At 56.8% G+C, this 17,433-nt stretch carries 14 protein-coding genes and 1 pseudogene; 12 read left to right on the forward strand and 3 right to left on the reverse strand.

Annotated features, from left to right (window positions below; all coding sequences use genetic code 11):
- Positions 1 to 11 precede the first annotated feature (11 nt).
- Together AC1G9C_RS13315 and AC1G9C_RS13320 are read left to right on the forward strand one after the other, a co-directional pair.
- Positions 12 to 1,355: a tyrosine-type recombinase/integrase gene (locus AC1G9C_RS13315; protein WP_480407798.1), complete on the forward strand. Its 1,344-nt coding sequence runs from the start codon at positions 12 to 14 to the stop codon at positions 1,353 to 1,355.
- 109 nt (positions 1,356 to 1,464) lie between these two features.
- Positions 1,465 to 2,283 (forward strand): hypothetical protein, encoded by an 819-nt coding sequence (locus AC1G9C_RS13320; RefSeq protein WP_480407799.1) that lies wholly within the window; start codon positions 1,465 to 1,467, stop codon positions 2,281 to 2,283.
- 28 nt (positions 2,284 to 2,311) lie between these two features.
- Here the strand turns inward: AC1G9C_RS13320 and AC1G9C_RS13325 are convergent, their stop codons facing one another.
- Complete coding sequence (locus tag AC1G9C_RS13325; RefSeq protein WP_480407800.1) at positions 2,312 to 3,322, reverse strand: YagK/YfjJ domain-containing protein; 1,011 nt, start codon at positions 3,320 to 3,322, stop codon at positions 2,312 to 2,314.
- A 240-nt stretch (positions 3,323 to 3,562) separates the two neighbouring features.
- Positions 3,563 to 3,790, reverse strand: a complete 228-nt coding sequence (locus AC1G9C_RS13330) for a helix-turn-helix transcriptional regulator (RefSeq protein ID WP_480407801.1) — start codon at positions 3,788 to 3,790, stop codon at positions 3,563 to 3,565.
- 254 nt (positions 3,791 to 4,044) lie between these two features.
- On the opposite strand from AC1G9C_RS13330, the pseudogene AC1G9C_RS13335 reads away from it, so the two are divergent.
- Positions 4,045 to 4,225, forward strand: a pseudogene (locus AC1G9C_RS13335) (transposase); the annotation flags it as partial.
- Between the two features lie 476 nt (positions 4,226 to 4,701).
- Here AC1G9C_RS13335 and AC1G9C_RS13340 read toward each other — a convergent pair.
- Complete coding sequence (locus AC1G9C_RS13340) at positions 4,702 to 6,252, reverse strand: toxin-antitoxin system YwqK family antitoxin (protein WP_480407802.1); 1,551 nt, start codon at positions 6,250 to 6,252, stop codon at positions 4,702 to 4,704.
- Positions 6,253 to 6,394: 142 nt separating this feature from the next.
- Between AC1G9C_RS13340 and AC1G9C_RS13345 the strand changes: the two genes are divergently transcribed.
- The 9 genes from AC1G9C_RS13345 (at position 6,395) to AC1G9C_RS13385 (ending at position 17,318) form a co-directional block, all read left to right on the forward strand.
- Positions 6,395 to 6,724 (forward strand): hypothetical protein, encoded by a 330-nt coding sequence (locus AC1G9C_RS13345; protein WP_480407803.1) that lies wholly within the window; start codon positions 6,395 to 6,397, stop codon positions 6,722 to 6,724.
- 93 nt (positions 6,725 to 6,817) lie between these two features.
- Entirely contained in the window at positions 6,818 to 7,786 is a 969-nt protein-coding gene (locus tag AC1G9C_RS13350; protein WP_480407804.1) for a DUF932 domain-containing protein, read from the forward strand.
- A gap of 75 nt (positions 7,787 to 7,861) precedes the next feature.
- Complete coding sequence (locus AC1G9C_RS13355) at positions 7,862 to 8,866, forward strand: YqaJ viral recombinase family nuclease (RefSeq protein ID WP_480407805.1); 1,005 nt, start codon at positions 7,862 to 7,864, stop codon at positions 8,864 to 8,866.
- Between the two features lie 89 nt (positions 8,867 to 8,955).
- The gene (locus AC1G9C_RS13360; protein WP_480407806.1) at positions 8,956 to 9,906 is read left to right on the forward strand and encodes a recombination directionality factor; all 951 of its coding nucleotides are present in this window, start codon (positions 8,956 to 8,958) and stop codon (positions 9,904 to 9,906) included.
- Entirely contained in the window at positions 9,878 to 10,375 is a 498-nt protein-coding gene (gene radC, locus AC1G9C_RS13365; RefSeq protein WP_480407807.1) for a RadC family protein, read from the forward strand. Before AC1G9C_RS13360 ends, radC begins: the two co-directional genes overlap by 29 nt.
- Positions 10,376 to 10,384: 9 nt before the next feature.
- Complete coding sequence (locus AC1G9C_RS13370) at positions 10,385 to 10,567, forward strand: hypothetical protein (RefSeq protein ID WP_480407808.1); 183 nt, start codon at positions 10,385 to 10,387, stop codon at positions 10,565 to 10,567.
- Positions 10,568 to 11,169: 602 nt separating this feature from the next.
- A complete protein-coding gene (locus tag AC1G9C_RS13375) occupies positions 11,170 to 12,348 on the forward strand; it encodes a DUF6361 family protein (RefSeq protein WP_480407809.1) in 1,179 nt (392 codons plus the stop codon).
- Complete coding sequence (locus AC1G9C_RS13380) at positions 12,338 to 14,197, forward strand: phospholipase D family protein (RefSeq protein ID WP_480407810.1); 1,860 nt, start codon at positions 12,338 to 12,340, stop codon at positions 14,195 to 14,197. The genes AC1G9C_RS13375 and AC1G9C_RS13380 overlap by 11 nt, the downstream gene beginning before the upstream one ends.
- Entirely contained in the window at positions 14,187 to 17,318 is a 3,132-nt protein-coding gene (locus AC1G9C_RS13385; protein WP_480407811.1) for a helicase C-terminal domain-containing protein, read from the forward strand. Before AC1G9C_RS13380 ends, AC1G9C_RS13385 begins: the two co-directional genes overlap by 11 nt.
- Positions 17,319 to 17,433: the final 115 nt, after the last annotated feature.

A 17,433-nucleotide genomic window follows, 5' to 3' on the forward strand; every position in this document is an offset into this window, starting at 1 on the left:
TAAGGGACTAAATGGCCAAGATCACAGACCGCCAGATGACTGCCAAACCTGGTACGAACGACAAGTGGCTGAGCGAAGTCGCCATCTGGGGGCACGGTAGCTTGGTGGCCCGCATCACCCCAAGCGGCGAACGCCTCTTCTATTTCCGTTACTCCAACGGTAGCAGTGAACGCATCACCTTCCCCATCGGCACATATAGTCGCGATGGCTCCGAAGGCACCATGACACTCGCCGAAGCTGGCCAACGAGCTAAAGAGCTCGCTGGGCTTCATAAATCAGGTGTCAGAGACGTAAAGGAACACCTTGAGGCTGAGGAGGCCGCACGTGTTGCTGCACGTGACGCAGAACGTGCACGAATCGCTGCGGAGAAAGCAGCCTTGGAGGCGGCTCAGGCTCGACAAGCCGCCAGAAAAAACGTCCAGCATTTGTTCGACCACTGGGCCAAGGTCGACTTGATCAACCGCAAGGACGGCGGCGCAGAGGTGCGCCGCATGTTCGAGAAAGATGTCCTGCCGTTCCTCGGCAAAATGGCTGTCGAAGATGTGAAAAAAGGCCACATTACCGAGGTAACGGATGCCCTACTCGCTCGTGGCGTCAACCGGATGGCGAAGATGATCTTCAGCCTGATGCGTCAGATGTTCCGATTCGCCGTAGACCGGGACCTGATTGATCACGATCCGACTGCGAGCATTCGCAAAGCCAAAATTGGCGGCAAGGACATCGAACGAGATCGAGTACTGAGCGAGGAAGAAATCCGCGCGTTAGCAAGACTCACTCCACAAGCCGGTCTACTCCCCTCCTCAGAGGCTGCCATCTGGATTGCCTTGTCGACCTGCTGCCGCATCGGCGAACTGCTGAGTGCCCGGTGGGAAAACGTCGACCTTATCAAAGGCAACTGGTACATCCCTTCAGAGCAAAGCAAAAACGGTAAGGCCCACAACGTAACCCTCTCACCGTTCGCCATCCAGCAGTTCAAGGCTGTCCGCGAATTCAGCTCTTCCAGTGAGTGGTGCTACCCCAACGTCCAAAATAGCGGCCCAGTCTGCCCAAAGACTGTGACCAAACAGCTGGGGGATCGACAACGCCTGCCAGATCAACGAATCCTGAGCAATAGGAGCGCTAATGCTCAGGCACTACTCCTCCCAGGAGGAAAGTGGACCCCACACGATTTGAGACGAACCGGAGCCACAATCATGACCGCCCTTGGCGTCCTTCCTGAAGTGGCTGAGCGCTGCCTTAATCACACCGAGGAGAACAAGGTTAAGCGTACCTACCAACGTCACAGCTATGCGAGCGAAATGGCAGAGGCTTGGCTTAAGCTTGGAAACCACCTAGACCTTTTGACGTCATCTTAACGCCAATCCAATGGTAGAAATTTCACCATTAACCTCCACCACACCGACTAAGCCATAGGGCACAGCAATTCACAAACACTTACAACCATCACACTAGAGGATTTTAAAAATGGATTTACAGTTCCTCGCACAATATCCTCGCGAGAGAATAATTATCGACGAACCAAATGAAATAAGCCGCACAACCTTTGAAGAGAACCTGAACAGATTAGAACTCATCTTAGAAGACCTATACTCCGGCAGTGTAATCACTTCCTGCCACGACGAACTGAAAGCCTGCATCCGCAACACGCTAGATAGCGAACCAGATCTCGCAGCATTAATCATTGAATGGAACAAGGAGGTAGAGCGCGAGCAGGAAAAACCAAACAGCAAAAAAGCAAACAAAAAAAACGTCCGGAATAAAATCACAAGGCCAGCTTTCGCCATATCTATCAAGTACGCCACGCTCTACATCGAACTAGCATCAAAAGCATACCGTGAAAGCAAGCTTAATCAAGCATGGGCGTACGCCTGCAAGGCAAGCTATTGCTGTGGAGAGATAGTCGCAAACTCAATTATCGATCTAGACATCCTGACAATAGAGAAAACCTCAAAAACAAATAGCTCCAACAGCAAATCCATAACAAAAAAATATGAGCTTCTGCAAGCATTCATCTCCAACCTAATTCTCACACATGCGCCTAAAAACGGCTGGCCATCCAAAACAGCCGCAATTCGAGCGGTCACCTCACTTAAATCACCAGCGAATGAGAATGACAAAAACACACAACCACCGACCCTAGTTGAAGTATTCATCCAAGAACACAAAATCCCACGCATCACGGGAGAAAGCATTTATGATCTCCTTCGCAGCACTTGGATGTATGAGTGCGATGCAATCAAGAACGCTTTAAAAGAAACCGTGCGAAAGTCCTTCGGAGGGTGAATAGGATTTCCCTACCCCCCCCATCAACCTAGGCAGTCCTGCGCGGCCGCCCCTTTCCACTGTGGACACCAGGCATTACCCCTCTCGTGAGCGCACGCCCTTTGGCTTTTAGCTTCATATACAGATCCGTCTTGGTCAAATACACCATCGCCATCCTCAAGCCCTCCCGCTTCTCTAGATCGCTGTGGGTCACCATCCCGATGCCACAGCATCTGTATTTTTCTTTGGCGTAGTTGCAGTTGTAGTAACCGCCCACCCCCTCAGTAATAACTGAAACCCAGTACTCGCCTATTCGCCTTGCCAGAGTAATATCTTCTCTTTCCTTCGAGCCATCAAAGAAAAACATGCAATGAAAGTGAAATCCTTTTTCCATCCCATGCTCTAGCTTTGTCACATAGCCCAGCATATGCCTGAACAACTTATTAGACCTAGCATTATCAAATAGCCGTTTTCGATGTTCTAGGGCCACCTTTTGCCTGACCTTACAAAAATCCTTTCGATAGGATAAATCTATGCGAAGCACAAGCATCCTTGAGTAGCAACCAAACAATGCCTCCTCATATCTTAGGACCCCTTTATAATTTTTATTAGCAGACCGGTGGTAACTATTCAATTTCCTCTGAAACGCCGGCATCCGCCCTTTATCACGAATGTGATCAGCAAGCCCATTTAGGGCCTCAAGCGCCATCGGACTATTCCCACCACACTTAACATATTCTAGTAAAGAATAAACCTCTGGCCATTTTATTTCCTCCATAACCAACGCCGAGTATGGCTCCAAGGCATACACATCATCAAAAGACATATAGCCTTTTCTGATTAACTTAATAAATCGCCCCCCTGCCGCAGCAGGAACGATTCTACCCTCTTTAAACTGAAAAGCCTTACCTGAAGCCTCAACGAACGCTCTAGCCAATTCAGAAAATCTCTTTATGAACAAGATGCTCCCCACATCTACACCACCTGCCTTGAACAACCCATCATCCCCGCTAGCCATAGCCCCCTTACTAACCAAGGCAACAAACTCTTCTCTACTCACAATAGCTCTCCCCACTCACAAATCACCACCAATATGACCAATCATTCAAATTAACAAAATAATTGAATAATTGAATAATTAATTTAATCGAACAACCAAATAACCAAATAACATACAAACCAAAAACAAAACCCAACGAACACCCTAACAAGAGCCACAAAAACACAGCCCCCAGAAAGAATATCCAAGAAGTTTTAATATACGAAGTTAGTGCAGGATCTAACTATAAAAAGCCGACTATTACTGGCCATCTCGCAATGCAATACGCAGTTCGATGAAAGCCTCTATATCAGTTGAAAGCCAGCCAATCGAAGCCCTGCCAAGCCGGATAGGTTTTGGAAAGGTACTGTCGTACCTTGGCGAGTTAGGATCCAGCCAGTCGTACACCGCAGACCGACTGATACCCAGCTGTGCGGTCACGTGCCGTACCCTCAGAATGCAGGGTGAACCGCTGATACCAATTGCCATCGCATCTCTCCTTTCACGTCCTAAGCGATGTGAAAAAGGTATCCTCCAGCTCCACCGCCCAACTATCCCTGATACGACGTGTAATTTTTTTCACCTCGTAAGCGCATGATCCTAAAGAAGTTTTCTTCCATCCACGCAGCGTAGCATTGGACGTTCGCTCGCCTTTCTGACGCAGAATCCCCGACCTCCTCAACATCTGCGGAAAATTGAGCAGAACAGTGCACAGCCAGGCTCATGCAGCTGTGAGCTACAGATATCCGCTAATGGCGATGCTGCGCGTGCATTTGATGCAGAACTGGTTTCGGCAACAGCGATCCAGCGATGGAGGAGGCGTTGTACAAGACCACCATCCTGCGCCAGTTCGCCGGCCTGAGCCTGGAGCGCATCCCCGACGAAACCACCCTCCACTTCCGCCACCTGTTGGAGAAGCATGAGTGGTCAAGAACACCAGGCAGTTGGTAACGCTGTTCGCTCTGTCGAACCTGTGGATGGCGCGCCGAGATTTACTGACGAATGCAGGAGAGGTGCGCCTGCGAGGTGGGGAATGGCCGCCGTAAGGTGCTCGCGGCGGCTAAAACTACAGCGATGAGCGGGTGACCTGGTTGCTTTTGATCGGCTCTCCGCCTTCAAAAACCGGCGAGAGACGAAGCCGATCAGAGATACATGGCTACTTCAGACCATCTCTTGAGGTCGGATCAAGGGAGCAAATCCAAGAAAGGAACCAACACCGGGGCAGAGGAACCAACTCGAACGGCAAAATAGAACCGCTGAGACCAACGCGCGGTAGCCGACACTGCAACAACTATCCGGTGGCGCTTTGCAATTGCGGGCACTGAGTTTGGCGCTGGCTTTGAGCCGATCACAATGATCGACTCTCGGCATCCCAATAACAGCGCTACCAGGGAACGTGCTTAGAGACATTCCTGCTCGAACTCTTCGAGCATGTCGGCACGGACCAACGCTTCCGGGTCTTCGGCATGCACGGCATCGACCCTACGCTGCACGCAGCTGCTCAAGTCGCCGTTGGTATCGGCCTGGGCGGCAGTCGCTTGGTCGTTGCTTGGTGCATTGCCTGTAGCCATAGCATTTGTCAGGGGGTAGTCCTCGTGGGTGGCCACTGGGACGTTGACTGGGGCATCGATGGTAGGCGCCGCCTGGCCGGGGGCAGGGATATCCACAAACCGCTCGTAGAGGGCACCTTCACGTGCTGGAACATAGTCGCTGGATTCAACGAATCTAGGATCATCGTTAACCGGGTTGCGAGATGAAATTAAACTCTCTACCACCCCCATCTTTCCGGGGTACTGGCTACGTTGCTCAGGCAACAGCTTGGCGAGAATCTGGCGGACCTCGCCTTTGTCCCAGAAGATCACCGCCTGGAGTTCCCCATTGTCGCTGAACAGCCGCTCCTGGCCGTGCTTGACCAGAGAGCCCAAGCCCATGGTGCCCTGGGAACCCATGACGCCTTGGAACTGGCCCGCCTGACGGTCGCCAGCCCAAGCCGTAGCGGTTGCGCCGAGGAACTCGCCTTTGCGCCAATGAATTTCACGGATCAGACGGCCATTTTCGTCCCAGTATTGCTCGGCGCCGTCTTTACCCATTTGGTAAGTGTCGTATTGGCCCACGTCGTCATTCAGCGGCACAATGTTGACGTGATGCCGATGCTTCCCCGTGGAGTCGTACTCGTCTTCGGTGCGGGTGCGCAGCTTATCGTGCTCGTAGACACTAAGCTTGGTCACGTTGCCGTTCGGGTCGATCTCCTTCGCGTCGCCGTGAAGTAAGCCATTCTCGTAGTTTTCCTCACTGGCCAGATAGATACGGTTGCCGTTGAGCTTAAAATGTTTCTGTGGGCCATGCTTCTTGCCGTTGAGGAAGTTATTGTGGTCGAAGCCACGGTTGTCAAAGCCACTTTGCAGGCCGTTCTCCCATTCCAGATCGGCGACCAGCTTGTCACCTTTTTCGTCCCAGGCACGTTCGCGGCCATCCTTCTTACCTGCGGTGTAGTGCACTTCCAGGATGCGCTCGCCATTCTGTGGGTTGAATCGCTCCTGCACACCATCCTGTAGACCGTTTACCCAATGATTGATCTCGGTCTTCTCACCGGTCTTGGCGTCGAACTTCTCTTCTTTGCCATTGCGTTTGCCTTCCTTGAGTTCACCGGTGGCAAGCAAATTGCCGGCGTTGTCTGAGCAGCGAATTTCGCCGTCAGGCAGCCCCTTCTTGAAGTCCGCGGCGCAGGAGCCAACGTTGAACACTCCGAGCACTGACATCGGGAAGTTGATCACTCGTCCGGTAAACGGGTCTTCGTCGTGGATCTTGTACAGCAGGCCCTGGAGCTCATGGGCCTGGCGGAAATCAATTTCTTCAGTGAAACAGCCGGTGAGGCTGAGGGATGCTAGGGCGATAGCACTCAATGCGAAGCAGCGACGGGAATTGAAAAACACCAGAATCTCCTTATTCACGAGCCAGCACCTGCCGGTCAGAAAAGTGTGAGGGATCTGGAGTGTAATTCAAGCCAAAGATGTGATTCCAATTTGATATGAATTCAAAAAAATCTCAGAACTACATAACTGCAATGACATCAGTCCCAAGGAGGTTCACCCCATGTCATTGCAGTGCCCTCGCTGTCACTCCCCCAATGTCGCTTCTTTCCATCACGCAATGAAAGCCAGCGCGGCCATCGGCGCCGTAGGCGGCCTCGCACGTGGCGTCAGCACTGCCCTGGCAGGTGGCAAGGCTGGTGCAGCACTCGGCTCACTCGCTGGGCCAGTCGGTATTACGCTTGGCTCAGTATCCGGCGCCATCCTCGGTGGCCTGGCCGGTGGCGTGGGCGGCTGTGCGCTCGGCGCGAAGCTCGGCGAGTCGCTAGACCGTCACGTCCTAGCGCACAACCTCTGCCTGCTCTGCGGTCACCGCTTCAACCTGCCGACCTGATCCGGCTGCCCTTTCCTCTTATTCGTCTCTGATCGCCGGTGCGGCGCCTCACGCGGCGCTTTATTCCGGCGTGCATCCAAAGGAACCATCCTCATGGCACATCTCGTCGAAACCATGGCCTACGCTGGCGCTACCCCGTGGCACGGCCTGGGCAATCAGCTCACCCAGAAACAGCCCATCGAAGTCTGGCAACGCGAAGCCGGGATGGACTGGCAGCTACTGGAAAGCCCTGTGCATTTCAAATCAGAAGTCGCTGGGCATCTGGGCGCTATCCACTCCTTCCCTGAGCAGAAGGTGCTCTTCCGCTCCGACACCAAGGCGCCGCTGTCGGTGGTCTCGCAGCGCTACCACACCGTGCAACCTCGGGAAGTGCTCGAGTTTTACCGAGACCTCACCGAGGTTTCCGGCTACGAGCTGGAAACCGCTGGTGTGCTCAAAGGCGGACGCAAGCTCTGGGCGCTGGCGCGCACCGGGCAAGGCGCCGCGCTCAAGGGCAACGACCAGGTCAACGGGTACCTGCTGTTGGCCACGTCCTGCGACGGCACCCTGGCCACCACGGCAACCCCGACCACCGTGCGGGTGGTGTGCAACAACACCCTGACCATCGCCTTGGACGGCACCAGTCGGGCAATCAAGGTGCCGCATAACACCCGCTTCGATCCGAAGGCGGTGAAGAAGCAGCTCGGCATCGCCGTCTCGCAATGGGACGACTTCATGTACCGCATGCGCGCGCTGGCCGAGCGCAAGGTGCAGTGGCATGAGGCACTGGGCTTCTTCATGAACGTGATGTGCGAGACCAGCCCAACCGCTGCGCTGCCGGAGCAACTGCCCAACGAGCGCGCCCTGCGCAAGGTTCAGGAGCTTTACGAAGGCCGTGGTCGCGGTAGTCAGCTGGACTCGGCACGCGGGACCGCCTGGGGCCTGCTAAACGCCGTGACCGAGTACGTCGACCACGAGCGCCGTGCGCGCAGCAACGAGTACCGCATGGACTCGGCCTGGTTCGGCCAGGGCGCGCAGATCAAGCAACGCGCCCTGGATGCCGCGCTGCAGCTCACCGCTTAACCCTCACTCACATCAACCCTTGCGCCCGGTCAGCCTTGTGCTGGTCGGGCGTTTTTATGTCTGCAGGTGAATACGATGAAAGCAACGTCATTGAACGGCAGCACCAGCAAGAAACGCCCTGCCCTGCGCCTGGTCAGCACCAAGGAGCTGCCGCGCGAGGACTGGCTGCAGATCCGCAAGCAAGGCATCGGCAGTTCGGATGCCGCGGCGGCCGTGGGCCTGAATCCCTATAAATCGCAGCTGGAACTGTGGCTGGAGAAGACCGGTCGTGATGCCGGCATGCCCAAGGCCGATCCCCAGGATGAGGAAAGCCCGATGTACTGGGGCAACGTCCTGGAGCCCATCGTGGCCTGGCATTACAGCAAACGCACTAAGAACAAGGTACGCCGCCTCAACGCAGTGCTGCAGCACCCTGATCCTGAGCTGCCCTGGATGCTGGCCAACATCGACCGCGAGGTGATCGGTACCGACGCTGTGCAGATCCTTGAATGCAAGACCGCCGGCATCAACGGTGCATGCCTCTGGAAGGAAGGTGTGCCCGAGTATGTGCAGTTGCAGGTGATGCACCAGCTCGCCGTCACCGGCAAGCAGGCGGCGGATGTAGCGCTGCTGCTCGGTGGCCAAAGCCTGGAGATCCACCGCATCGAACGGGACGAGCAAATGATTGCTCGCCTGATCGAACTGGAGCGTCGCTTCTGGCAGTACGTGGAAACTGACACGCCTCCACCGGCCGATGGCACGGACTCCGCTGAATTTGCGCTGCGCTGCCTTTATCCGGAGGACAACGGCCAGGTCGTCGACTTCAGCAGTCATGCCGGACTGAGCGCGGCCTTCATTGAACTCAAGGCCGTTCGCCAGTCGATTGCCGACAAGGAAAAGCGCGAGGCTGAGCTCAAGCAGATGCTGCAACAGGCGATGGGCGAAGCCAGCCGGGCGGAGTTCTCCAGCGGCTACGTCTCCTGGCGCAAGGCCAAGGACAGCATCGGCCTCGATGTCGTGCAACTGCTTAAGGACAAGCCCCACCTGCAGGCCAAGTACCCGCTGCTGAAACCCGGTGCGCGGCGCTTTCTAGTCGGCTGATTTCCATCTCCATCCCGCTTCCCTCCCCTTGGCAGTCCATGCAGCTCGCGCTGCGTGGCTGGTCTTTTTTCATCTCCAGGAGAACCACCATGCTTAAAGGTCTGGCTATCACCCCACCGGTACTCGGGCGGATTTCCATCGGCAAGGTCATCGAGAAGAACGGCAAGCGCCTGCCGGAGAAGGATGACCAGTTCACCATCACCTCCCAGGTCCAAGGCAAAGATGGCTGGCTGTTGCATCCGCTCAATGATGAGCTGCGTCAGAGCAAGGACGACAAGCTGCGCAGCATCCCGGTACGCCTGCTGTTCAACGAGCCGGAGCTGAATTTCCGGGCTGACTACACGCTGTTCGATCGGCAGTCCGGTAGGCCTGTTTGCGTGGGTAACGGGGAGACCTGCAAGCGCGTCACCCCGGAAGGTATGCAGTCGCTGCCCTGCCCCTCGCCGGATGCTTGTCCGCTGGCCAAGGGTGGCGCCTGCAAACCCTACGGTCGACTGAACGTGGTCATTGGCGATGACGATCCGCTGGGCAGTTTTGTGTTTCGCACCACTGGCTTCAACAGCATCCGCACCCTTGCTGCACGATTGCACTACTTCCAGGCCATTTCCGGCAACCGCCTGGCGTGCCTGCCACTGGAGCTACGCCTGCGCGGCAAGTCGACACGGCAAAGCCATGGCACGCCGATCTTCTACGTCGACCTGACGGTACGCGGCGGTATGGATATGGCCGAGGCACTGGTGACCGCCAGTGAACTCAATTCTCGTCGCCAGGCTGCAGGCTTCAATCAGGCCGCTTTGGATGAAGCTGCACGACGCGGATTCGGCAACGGTGCCTTCGAGGACAGCGAGGAGGATGTCAGCGCCATCGTCGAGGAGTTCTACCTCGAGATTGAAGCACCCGCAGCAGCGAACACCTCTCCACTCAATCCAACAAAACCCAGCCTGACTGAAAAACTCGACGCACAAGCTGCTCGCCAAACCCCACCATCAGACCAAGACCAAGGAGTCCGCCATGCGCCTGCACAAGCTCAAAGCCAATGAATCGACCGGCGCCTACCTGGTCGAGTCGCCGGTTACAGAAAGCGACATTTTGCTGATGGCCAAACAACTGGCGAGTCTGCGGCTGCGCAAGGGCCGCTCACTGACTTCCCCCAAGGAAGTGTTCAGCCACTTGCAGGCTCTACTGGCCGACTATGAGCATGAAGTATTCGCCCTGCTCATGCTCGATAGCAGGCACAGGGTGATTGCGTTCGAGGAAGTGTTTCGCGGCACCCTGGACGGAGCCAGCGTCTACCCTAGGGAGATCGTGAAGATCGCCTTGGAACACAACGCCGCAGCACTGATTCTGGTGCACAACCATCCCTCAGGTGATCCAGAGCCTAGCCAGGCTGATCGCACACTCACCACGAAACTGCAGGACGCTCTGAACCTGGTGTGCGTGCGCACTCTAGACCACATCGTGGTGGGGCATGAGGGATGTGTATCACTGGCAGAACAGGGCTACCTATAAGGAGGCGGCATGAAGCTCCTATTTCGCATCTTCGCCGCAGCACTTGTGTTTGCCGGCATCCTTGCTGGCTGCCTGGCAATGCTGTTAGTGGTGATTCTGCTGGTGCGCTTTCCACCGCTGCTGATTGCCGTGCTAATGGCCTGCTGGATCTTCAGTTGGCTGACGAGCAACACAGAGAAGCCAGATCGATAAGCTGCATACACCAGCGTTGGCAACCTAACGGCTGCCAACGCTGGTGACCTGGTTATTTTTTCTTTTGTGGTCTCTGGCTCTTCGGTAAATGCCATTGGGAAGCGGAAGCCATTGTTGTCCAAAGGCGCCTTTCAGTCGTCAGTTTGTAAGCATTTCAGGCCGCTCCCCTGCTGGTCGCGACATTGGAGAGCCCTGGTCATATCTAGCGTAACTCAGATGATCCGGCCATGTATTTGGCCTTGATGGCCGTTCGGCTAGCACCGTAGCAGATGCTTGGGTTGCCAGAACTGATTGCCAGTGGCGTAACAGACCGCAGAAAGCAGACGCAATGCGCGACTGGATAAGAAAGCCCTAAGAGCCCTCAATCCAAACGTGCCCCAAGATCAAACCAACAAGACCTCAGAGCCAACCTGAAACCTTTGGCTACGCCCTTGTGTTTTGCCGGTGGTTACGGCTGACTAAAGTCGAAAGCCAGGCCTATCCGTGGATTTCCGTCGCCGAAGCAAACAATTTTCCAGTTTCCACCTGGTGACGTTGGTGCGGTCCGCAGGTAATTATTCGCCGCGCGTGAATAATTTGTGCGTTGGCTATCGGGAGTGCTGATGTCGTCTTTAGCGTGGATTGATTTTGATGAAGCGGAGCGCCAACGCGCGCAACGCATCATGGCTCTTTTCCAGGAGCGCGAGAGCCGTGACGAACTGGGTTTGGGAGCAATCCGCGATTCAATCGCCGACCACCTGTTCCCAGGCACCAGCACAATCCAGACTCGGCTCCGCTACATGCTGTTCATTCCTTGGCTCCTAAGCCGGCTTGAAGGACGCGACAGCACGGCCAGCCAACTCAACGTAGAGGGCCGAAACTTAGAGATCCGCCTCGCTGACGCCCTGAAGGCCGGCGGAGAGACGAAGGGTGTCATAGGTCGAGACGCCGGGGCGCGACTTCAGCGACTTCCCAGTTCAGTCTATTGGGCAGGCCTAGGAGCCTGGGGTATCCGCCAGTTCCCCGGATCTCGCGAGACTTATTACGCGGTGCTACCAGCAGTCCGACGTCGCCGACAGCGTTCCGACGTCGGGGCTGAAGGCTCCGAATACATTCAGAGCAGCAACTGGCATCCGGGCCTGCCCCCCGCCCCTGTAAATCTTCTTGAGACCGCATCTTTCAGACTCACTGGCGACGAAGCCCAGTTTATTCGGGATCGTTTAGTTGCATCGGCGCGAACCTCACTCCTGACCTGGCTCGCTGGCCAGTTGCACAACGGTCAATGCACCTACATCTGGCAGCACCCCGCACTCGGCGACTTTCCAGCAGAGGCGCGACGTCTAGTTCAGCATGCGGAGATATTTTCCGGTGTAATCCATGGTGCGGCTCTGCTCTACAACCTTCAGCTTGCGGAGCTGCGGGACCGCGAAGACTGGATCGAACACTATCGAGACCGATTGGCCCAATGGGCGGCTGAGTTGGACGAGCAACGCCTCGCATCCTGGTCCCTAGGGGACTTTTGGCGTGAGGTCTCGCATCCCACCCACACCATCCGCCCTGCGCTGATTCGCTTCGTCCAAGACTGGGTAGCGTTAACTAAAGTGGGGGCAGCTAGTCTGCCGGACTCCGAAGCGGCCAGGGCACTAGTCCGAGAGAGGGAGCGGCGACTGAAGACTTCACAGTCGCGCTTTGCCAATCGCACCGCTCTGGACCGTTGGGGCGGAGCCTCTGGGGCAAACCAGCTGTCGTTCCGATGGGGACAGGCCCAATCTCATCTGGAGGATCTGCTAAATGCCCAATAGAGCCAGCCTTGATCCCGAAGCACGCGTCCTCTACGGCGAAAGTCTGTCGGCGCCGTCCGGCTATGTGTTCGACGCAGCAATCGCCACTACCTACTCCCTCGACTTTGAGACAGCCCTGGCCGCGCCGGTAAGCCTAGCGCTGTTCGCCGCCGAGAATCGCGATGAGATTCTCGGCCAGCCCTTGGCCCTGCTGGAGGGCGCCGAACGTATCACTGATCGGCTCGCCGTCTATTACGACGCAGGCCATATCCACGCCCAGACCCAGCCTCAGTCCCGGCTCTGCAGTCTGTTGGAAAAGATGATCATAGAAGTCTCAGCCCCGCAAGGCGGCGCCTTCCACCCAAAAATCTGGGTCCTGCGCTTCAAACCACAATCGGGAAGCGGCGCTGCAAAAATGCGCCTGTTGGTGCTGTCGCGGAATCTGACCCAAGACCGCTCGTGGGACATTTCCCTTTGTCTGGATGGCGACGTTACCCGTCGAGTGGTGCAGGGCAATAAGCCGATCGTCGAACTCCTAAAACGCCTACCGCGGATAACCGTGCAGCCAGTATCCGAGGATATCAGGGCACTGACCCTCGATGTCGCCGGCGATCTCAATCGAGCTGCGTGGGTGCTACCCGAACATTTTGATACCCTGAGCCTGGCAGTTAACGGCATCGGGCCTGAGCTTTGGTCGCCATCGGCTTGTGCTCGTATGGGCGTCATTTCCCCGTTTTGTGACGACACTACCCTTATTCAACTGGCAAAGCTAAGCCGTGAGAAGCCGGTACTGGTGGGGCGGAGCGACGAACTGGCGTCTTGCTCGGCCGAGACCCTAGCTCTTTATGAGCGCGTCAGCGTGCTCGATGAAATGGCAGCCAGCGAAGATGGTGAAGAAGCGGTGCCGGAAAGCCTGCAAGGCCTCCACGCTAAGGCATTCATACAGGAGGTCGGCTGGGACACCGTCCTGACAGTTGGCTCTGGCAACGCGACCCAAGCGGCGCTTGCTAAGCGCAAGTCGGCCAACAACGTCGAGGTGTTTGCAACCATAACGGGCAAGACCTCAAAAGTAGGCAGTGTTGAGAACATCCTGGGCGCTCAGGGCTTCGGACGACTGCTATGCCCCTTCGTTGCCGGCGATGTCTCGGCGGACGCCAATGCGGATAAGGCAGCAGAGCGCCGCCTGGAGAATGCTCGTCGTGGAATCTGCAGGGCTGGATTGGCGCTGCGCTGCGAACGCGCCCTTGCTGAAGGTGAGGACTCCGCTGGGTGGCGGGTCTGGCTGATCTGCGCGCAATCGATGACCTTCCCCGACCTGACCAGTGCCTTCGTTTGGCCAATCACCCGCGGCGAGGGGCATCAGCGCGATGTACTGGCTGCGCTGCTCACTGGGAAGGATGTCGATCTTGGCGTCATGCCTCTGGCAGACGTCACCCGGTTCATCGCCTTTCAACTAACTGACGCCGGCAGTGGCGCCAGACTGCTGTTCAGCATCGGCTTACCAATGGAGGGCCTTCCGGCTGAGCGCCATTCTGCAATCTTCCGCTCGATCATCACCAACAGTGAGACCTTCTTCCGCTATCTGCGGCTACTGCTTTCTGAACTTGGCGACCCGTTCGCCGCGGCCCTGGCAGTGCAGTCTGGCGGTAGTAATGGCGAATGGGGCTGCGGGGGAGCAAAAGACGCCCCCCTACTCGAAGATCTAGTACGCGCCCTCTGCGCAGGCGATGGCCGCCTATCCGCAGTCGAGCGATTGATCAGACGCCTGACTGCCCAAGACTCCACTGCCGATCCAGTTCCGACGGAGTTTCGCGCACTTTGGGAAGCCTTCCGGTTGGCGATACCCGAAGAGGCAAACTATGTCGACTGATCCGTTCAAGGCAGCGTCAGCACTTCAGTCATTGAAAGCCTTCCAACGTCGCACGGTCGACTACATCTTTGACCGCTTCTACAACCTTGAAAATCCCGCCTTACAATTCCTCGTCGCCGACGAGGTGGGCCTTGGCAAGACGATGGTCGCGCGCGGCGTTATCGCCCGTGCCATCGAGTATCTTTGGGACAAAACCGAACGGATCGATATCCTCTACATCTGCTCGAACCAAGCCATCGCTGCTCAGAACCTCAACCGGCTGAACGTCCTTGGCCGCCAAGCTCTGGCTCTGCCGACCCGTATGACGCTGGTGCCGCTGCAAATGAGGGGCGAAAACTCGCTCAGAACAAACAAAGTCAACTTTATCAGTCTGACCCCAGGCACGACGTTCGACCTTCGATCATCAACTGGTATCGCCGAAGAGCGCGCCCTACTTTTCCACTTGCTACGGCCCAAGGTCAGTTCTCCGCGCGGCCTGCAGAACCTGTTGCAGTGCGACGTCGGCACCAAGCGTTGGGAGTCTTGGATCAAGCACTCCGTTTCGCTTAAAGGGATCGATACTGCCCTGATCGACCGCTTCCGAAGGGATGTCATCCAGGACGAGGCTCTGGCCGGCAACCTGGAGAAGGCCATCGAACTCTTCCGTCGGCGGCGGGCACGATACCCCTCCGCCATGACCAGCACTCGAAACGCAGTGATCGCCCGTCTACGAGGCAAACTCAGCCACGCCTGCGTGGAGGCGCTGCAGCCTGATCTCATCATCATGGACGAGTTTCAGCGCTTCCCGGATCTACTGCACGGTGAAAGCGACGCCGCCTACTTAGCGCGGGAGCTGTTCAACTACCGAGATCATAAAGGCAACGCCGTTCGCACCCTGCTGCTCTCAGCAACACCGTACCGAATGCTCACGCTTCAAGGAGATCAAACCGAAGACGGCGACCATTATGGCGACTTCCTAGAGACATTGACCTTCCTCTTTGGACCGGTCCGAGGTCAGGCAATGGTTAGCGCATTGGACCAAGAAATGCGTGACTTCCGAACCGCCCTTCATGGTCTTCCCGCTGCCTGGGGCAAGGCCATGACCCAGAAGACCAAGGTGGAATCTGCTCTGAAGCAGGTCATGTGCCGTACCGAACGGGTCTCCAGCACCATCGACCGCGACTCCATGGTCTGTGAGCCGAAAATGGCCCTTACCGTCCACGTTGACGATCTGCACCAAGCGATGGCAGCCGCCGGCGTAGCTCGAGCCCTCGATGCTCCTAACGTCATCGAATATTGGAAGTCGGCGCCCTACCTGCTCAACTTCATGCGCGACTACGCGCTGAAGCGGATAATGAAGGAAAAGGAGGGAACTAAGCCTTCCGCAGCCCTAATCAGCGCCTTGACGACGGCCAAGAGTGCCTGCCTTGACTACGAACAGCTCAATGCTTATGCGCCTTTAGAGCCCGCTAACGGCCGTATGCGCGCACTGATGGAGGACCTCTTTACGGACGGTCTCGAGCAGAACCTCTGGATCCCACCAGCGCTCCCCTACTACGGTGATCAGACTCCGGATAGCCGGCCGACCAAGGCGCTGATATTTTCGTCTTGGACAATGGTACCGGACGCCATTGCCGCGGTACTTTCCTACGAGGCCGAGCGACGCATGGGCGCAGGGCAAACTGGCCGTGGATATTTTGATCCAAAGCGGCCACGCCCCCTTCAGTTCCGGCTGGCCGACGGCCGCCTGGCAGGTTTGCGGGCCCTGCTATTGATCTATCCGTCTCCTGTTTTGGCCGAACTCGGCGACCCCCTAGCGGTAATCGCTGGCGCTTGCGAACGCCTGTCCTATACCGACATGCGATCACACGTTGCCGAACGACTGAGGGGGAAATTGACCGATCTGGTCGCGCGAGGATCGGCCGAGTCAGAAGGTAGTTTTGCCGAATGGGCACTGCCGGTGGCCATTGACGCCATGGCGGAGAATGGCGCCCTGCGGTGGATAGACGCGTCGGATGGGATGGGTAATTTGGCCAGCGAGGACGCCTATAAGGATCACGTCGCAGCCATGAAGGTGGCAGCAGTTGGCAATCTTGGCCCAGTGAGTACCGATGCACTGGACCTTCTGGTTGATGTGGCCTTGGGAAGCCCTGCCATTTCCGCGCTTCGCGCACTGCGACGCGTGGCGCCCGATTTAGCATGGGACGATCCGAACCTACTGAGCGCCGCAGCAAACGTCGCGTGGGGCTTCCGTACTCTGTTCAATCAGCATGAAGCCATCGCGTTGCTCCGACGTGGCGAAGAAGATCGTTATTGGCACCGGGTACTCACCTTCTCGGCGGAGCATAATCTCCAGGCAGTTCTCGACGAGTATGCGCACTACCTCGTGGATGCTCAGGGCCTAAGCGCAGTTTCACCAGTAGAACGAGTAATCGGGCTCGGAAAAGCCATGGCCGACGCGCTCTCGATCCGCCCCTCGCAGATTGATGTCGATAACCCTACGATTACCGAGGGGCGCTTGAAAGTGGACAAATTCCAAATGCGTGGCCGGTTCGCCATGCGCCTGGCGGACTATCGTGACGAAGAGGGAGTGGTCGCACGGCTGGGCGGCGTGCGCGACGCCTTCAATTCGCCGTTCCGCCCCTTTGTGCTAGCCACGACCTCGATAGGTCAAGAGGGACTCGATTTCCACCCTTACTGCTACCGTGTGTACCACTGGAACTTACCTGGCAATCCGGTCGACTTGGAGCAGCGGGAGGGGCGAGTTCATCGCTTTAAGGGTCACGCCGTCCGTATGAACGTAGCCCACAATCATGCTCATCAGCTTTGGGCGCACGGCGCTGCTTCGTCTGACCCCTGGGCGCAGATGTTCGCTGCAGCTAGGGCGTCCGCTGGTTCCGACACGGACCTCGCTCCCTATTGGCTATGTGAGGGGCCGGTTAAGGTAGAACGACGTGTACCGATCCTACCCTTCAGCCGCGAAACCGAGCGCCTCGAATGGCTAAAGCGCAGCCTCACTGTCTACCGGCTAGCGTTCGGCCAGCCTCGCCAAGATGATCTGCTCGACTACCTCGGCGGGCTTCTAGTGGGTGATATGACGATGGATGAACTTGAGGCGTTGCAGATCAGACTTCAGCCCTAAGCTACGAGGGCAGCAAGGGCAGGATTAGCTCATGCCTGACCAGACGCAGAGCATCGGCTTTGCTCGAAAAACCGAAACATCAGGCACCCGCGGGGGATTGCTCCTAACCGAGCTT

This window comes from Pseudomonas sp. ABa2 (assembly GCF_056676075.1).